At 67.2% G+C, this 4,228-nt stretch carries 5 protein-coding genes and 2 pseudogenes; 4 read left to right on the top strand and 3 right to left on the bottom strand.

The features are described 5' to 3' along the window. Positions 1-233: pseudogene (locus KZA10_RS08795) on the top strand (metal ABC transporter permease); the annotation flags it as partial. Position 234: 1 nt separating this feature from the next. On the opposite strand, the gene dusB reads toward KZA10_RS08795, so the two are convergent. Then, positions 235-1,389 carry a tRNA dihydrouridine synthase DusB gene (gene dusB / locus KZA10_RS08790; protein WP_055867704.1) on the bottom strand — a complete coding sequence of 385 codons (1,155 nt, stop codon included), beginning with the start codon at positions 1,387-1,389 and terminating at the stop codon, positions 235-237. 60 nt (positions 1,390-1,449) lie between these two features. Here dusB and KZA10_RS08785 point away from each other — a divergent pair, with 60 nt between their 5' ends. After that, entirely contained in the window at positions 1,450-1,944 is a 495-nt protein-coding gene (locus tag KZA10_RS08785; protein ID WP_141386086.1) for a glutathione peroxidase, read from the top strand. Here KZA10_RS08785 and KZA10_RS08780 read toward each other — a convergent pair. Next, positions 1,941-2,627 (bottom strand): DsbA family protein, encoded by a 687-nt coding sequence (locus tag KZA10_RS08780; protein WP_055867703.1) that lies wholly within the window; start codon positions 2,625-2,627, stop codon positions 1,941-1,943. The two genes, KZA10_RS08785 and KZA10_RS08780, sit on opposite strands and share 4 nt — an antisense overlap. Before the next feature lie 67 nt (positions 2,628-2,694). Between KZA10_RS08780 and KZA10_RS08775 the strand changes: the two genes are divergently transcribed. Beyond that, positions 2,695-3,306 carry an AAA family ATPase gene (locus tag KZA10_RS08775; RefSeq protein WP_141386087.1) on the top strand — a complete coding sequence of 204 codons (612 nt, stop codon included), beginning with the start codon at positions 2,695-2,697 and terminating at the stop codon, positions 3,304-3,306. On the opposite strand, the gene KZA10_RS08770 is transcribed toward KZA10_RS08775, so the two are convergent. Further along, positions 3,246-4,049, bottom strand: coding sequence for an isoprenyl transferase (locus tag KZA10_RS08770; protein ID WP_218682677.1), 804 nt, complete (start codon positions 4,047-4,049; stop codon positions 3,246-3,248). The two genes, KZA10_RS08775 and KZA10_RS08770, sit on opposite strands and share 61 nt — an antisense overlap. A 54-nt stretch (positions 4,050-4,103) precedes the next feature. Between KZA10_RS08770 and KZA10_RS18710 the strand changes: the two are divergent. Next, positions 4,104-4,228 (top strand): annotated as a pseudogene (locus KZA10_RS18710) (glutamate synthase central domain-containing protein); the annotation flags it as partial.

Here is a 4,228-nt window from a genome sequence, read left to right as displayed (position 1 = left end):
TCCTCTTCGGCGGCAGCGTCGTTGCCGGATCCCTCGGCGGAGCCCTCGTCGCCGCCATCCTGATCGGCGTCCTCGGAGCCAAGGCCAGGGATCGCAACTCGATCGTCGGCGTGCTCATGCCGTTCGGCCTCGGCCTCGGCATCCTGTTCCTCTCGCTCTACGACGGCCGCAGCGCCAACCGCTTCAGCCTGCTCACCGGCCAGATCGTCTCGGTCTCCAGCCCCGACCTGGGGATCAACCACCACTGTTCTCGATCTCCGCTCCACGCATCATCTCGGAGGCCGACGATGCGAGCTCCCGAGACTCCAACCACTTGTCGGGCAGCGCCGTGCGCTTGGGGTGACCTGACCGACCGCGCTGGCCCTCGGCATCCGCACCCGGGTACGGCGCGGTGTGGTCGAGGCGCCCGAGGAAGTCGTCGATCTCCGCGAGGCTGGACGCGGTGGCGAGCCCCGTGCGGATGTCGCCGCCGACCGGATACCCCTTGAAGTACCAGGACACGTGCTTGCGCACGTCGCGGCACCCGCGGTCCTCATCCTCGAAGAACTCGACGAGAAGCTCTGCGTGACGCCGGAAGGCGTTCGCGACGAATCCGAGCGTGGCATCGACGGTCTTGCCCTCGCCGCCGAAAGCCGTCGCCAGCTCGCCGAACAGCCACGGGCGTCCGAGGCAGCCGCGTCCGACCACGACGCCGTCGCAGTCGGTCTGGGCCATCATGCGCACCGCGTCGTCGGCCGACCAGATGTCGCCGTTGCCCAGCACAGGAATGCTCGTGACGGCCTGCTTGAGCTCGCCGATGGCATTCCAGTCGGCGAAGCCGGAGTAGAACTCGCTCGCGGTGCGGGCGTGGAGGGCGACCGCAGCCGCACCGGCATCTTCGGCCGCGCGTCCGGCGTCGAGGAACGTCAGGTGATCGCGGTCGATGCCCTTGCGCATCTTCACCGTGAGCGGCACGTCACCTGCGGCCTTGACGGCCTGGTCGACGATGTCGGCGAACAGCTTCGATTTCCAGGGCAGCGCCGCTCCCCCGCCGCGGCGGGTGACCTTCGGCACCGGGCACCCGAAGTTGAGGTCGATGTGGTCAGCGTGATCCTCGGCCACGATGATGCGCACCGCCTCGGCGATGGTCTTCGGGTCGACGCCGTAGAGCTGGATCGACCGCGGCGTCTCCGACTCGTGATGGCGGATCAGCCGCATCGTGGTCTCGTTGCGCTCGACCAGGGCACGCGAGGTGATCATCTCGCTCACATAGAGCCCGGCGCCGTACTCACGGCACAGACGCCGGAAGGCGGTGTTGGTGATCCCCGCCATGGGGGCGAGGACGACCGGCACGTCGAGATCGATCGGACCGATGCGAAGGGGGCGGGCGGGGGCGGTGGCGAGAGTCATGTCCCCTCCATTCTCCCAGACGCAGAGCCACGAGGGATGCTGCGATCTAAGCTGTGAAGTATGACCGATTCCGCGCTCCGCACGATCCCGTTCACCGACGCGAAGGGCGAGGAGAAGACCATCGACGATCTCGGCGCCGACGTGGTGCTGGTCGTGAACGTCGCCTCCAAGTGCGGCCTCACGCCCCAGTACGAGCAGCTCGAGGAGCTGCAGCGTCTGTACGGCGACCGCGGGTTCACGGTCGTCGGCTTCCCGTGCAACCAGTTCTTCGGCCAGGAGCCCGGCTCGGTGGACGACATCCTCGAGTTCTGCTCGACGACCTACGGCGTCACGTTCCCGGTCAACGACAAGGTCAAGGTGAACGGGAAGAACGCCGCGGAGCTCTACAAGGCGCTCAAGGAGACCCCGGACGCCGGCGGCAAAGCCGGCCGGGTGGAGTGGAACTTCGAGAAGTTCCTCGTGCTGCCGGATGGGGACGTCCTGCGCTTCCGCCCGAAGCAGAAGCCGGACGCCCCCGAGATCGTCAGCGCGATCGAAGCGGCTCTGACCCGCTAGACCGCTGCGGTCTCCGTCTCACTCTCTCCGCGCTTCGACCAGAGGTCGCGAAGGACGTTCTCGAATGCGGCGGGCGGCTGGGCGCCGCTGATGCCGTACTGGCCGTCGACGACGAAGAACGGCACGCCCTGGATGCCGTAGGCGCGAGCCTGAGCCTGGTCCTGGCGAACGGCCGGAAGGAACTCTTCGCTCTCGAGCGCCGCACGTGCTCGATCGGCGTCGAGGCCGACCTCGACCGCGAGGTCGACGAGGTCGTCGATGCGCCCGACGTGCTTGCCCTCGGTGAAGTAGGCGGACATGAGCCGCTCCTCCATCTCGTGCTGACGCCCCTCGGCCTTCGCGAAGTGCAGCAGCTCGTGTGCCTTCACCGTGTTGGTGTGCTGCAGCAGATCGAAGCGGTACTCGAGCCCCGCGTTCGCGGCCACGCCGGTCACGTTCGACAGCATCTGCTCGACCTGCTCGCGCGGCATGCCCTTGTGCCCGGCGAGGAAGTCGACCTCGTCACCGTCGAAGTCGACGGGAGTGTCGGGCGAGAGCTCGAACGAATGGAAGGTGATGTTGACCTGCGGCGCATCCTCATCGGCCGCGACCGCTTCGAGACCCTTCTCGAGGTTGCGCTTGCCGATGTAGCACCAGGGGCAGGCGATGTCGGACCAGATGTCGATGGAGATGGGTTCAGTCACACTTTCATCCAACCGCATGCGCCTATGAGCTATTCCTCGGCCGCGCCACGGTGGGTAGGATTCTCGGATGTTCTGCGCCGACGATCCGCTCCCGTTCACCCCGGAGCGGGTGCTGGTGGCCGGCGTCTCCGGATCGGGGAAGACCACGTTGTCTGGTCGCATCGGCGCACTGTGGGGACTGCGCCACATCGAGATCGACGGCCTGTTCCACGGGGCGAACTGGACTCCGAGGCCCGAGTTCCTCGACGACGTGCGCGACTTCGCCGCCGAAGATCGATGGGTCACCGAATGGCAGTACACGAGCAAGGGCACCGACGCGATCCTCGCACCGCGCGCCCAGCTCGCGCTCTGGCTCGACTACCCCTACCGTGTGGTGCGCGGCCGTCTGATGCGGCGCACCCTGGCCCGAGGCATCCTGCGGCGAGAGCTCTGGAACGGCAACCGCGAGAAGGGACCGTGGAACCTCCTCAACCGCGATCCCGAGGAGAACATCCTGGCGTGGCAGAGGGCGACACTGCACAAATGGCACGAGCGGTTCCCGGAGATGCAGGAGCGCTTCCCGCACCTCACCGTCGTGCGGCTGCGGCATCCGCGGGAGACGGAGCGATGGCTGCGGTCTCAGGCCGACGCGTCAGGAGTGTCGATCGCGCCGCCGAAGCGGCGGTCCCGGGCGAGGTAGACGCCGATCGCCCGCCACAGTTCCTCACGTGAGAAGTCGGGCCAGAGCGTGTCGAGGAACACCATCTCGGCGTATGCCGACTCCCACAGCAGGAAGTTCGAGGTGCGCTGCTCCCCCGAGCTGCGCAGGAACAGATCGACGTCCGGCATGTCGGGCACGTAGAGGTTCCGACGGATCATCTTCTCGCTGATCGCCTTGGGCTTCACCCGCCCGGCGGCGACGTCTTCGGCGATGGCCCGCATCGCATCGACGAGCTCGACCCTGCCGCCGTAGTTCACGCACATCGTGAGGGTGAGCACGTCGTTGTCGCGGGTCAGCTGCTCGGCGTACTGCAGCTCCTTGATGACGCTCCCCCACAGCCGGGGCTTGCGGCCGGCCCAGCGGATACGCACGCCCCATTCGTTGAGCTGGTCACGACGGCGATGCAGCACATCGCGGTTGTAGCCCATGAGGAAGCGGACCTCTTCCGGAGAGCGCGCCCAGTTCTCGGTGGAGAAGGCATAGACCGAGAGGTGCTTCACCCCCGCCTGTATCGCGCCGGCGACTACGTCGAGCAGCACCTCCTCGCCCGCTTTGTGTCCTTCGATGCGAGTGAGTCCCTGGCGGTTGGCCCAGCGTCCGTTCCCGTCCATCACGATCGCGACGTGCGCGGGTGCGGCGCGGAACGCGGGCGGATACACGCCCGTCCAGTCCAGCGGGCGATAGGCCACGGCGTCTTTGTGCGTGTACGGCTTCGGGCTCACCGTTCTCCTCCTGAAGTGATGTCGGACACGTGGGCGAGCGAGCGGATGCCGCACACGCCGATCGCGGTGCTCAGCAAGCGTCCTCGCCTGCTGTTCGACTACTTCACGCAGCAGTTCGCGCAGGTGACGAACCCGCCGCTCGACTCGATCCGTGAAGAGGTCGTCACGAGCCTCAAGCT

It is taken from the genome of Microbacterium sp. BF1 (assembly GCF_019279095.1).
Lineage (GTDB): Bacteria > Actinomycetota > Actinomycetes > Actinomycetales > Microbacteriaceae > Microbacterium > Microbacterium maritypicum.
The sequence above is the reverse complement of the archived record's forward strand: the minus strand, read 5'-3'. Positions and strand labels throughout refer to the sequence as shown.

Excerpts from the sequence above, each read along its gene's own strand:
- dusB (WP_055867704.1), bottom strand. The coding sequence starts at position 1,389 with ATGACTCTCGCCACCGCCCCCGCCCGCCCCCTTCGCATCGGTCCGATC.
- KZA10_RS08775 (WP_141386087.1), top strand. The coding sequence starts at position 2,695 with ATGTTCTGCGCCGACGATCCGCTCCCGTTCACCCCGGAGCGGGTGCTG.
- KZA10_RS08785 (WP_141386086.1), top strand. The coding sequence starts at position 1,450 with ATGACCGATTCCGCGCTCCGCACGATCCCGTTCACCGACGCGAAGGGC.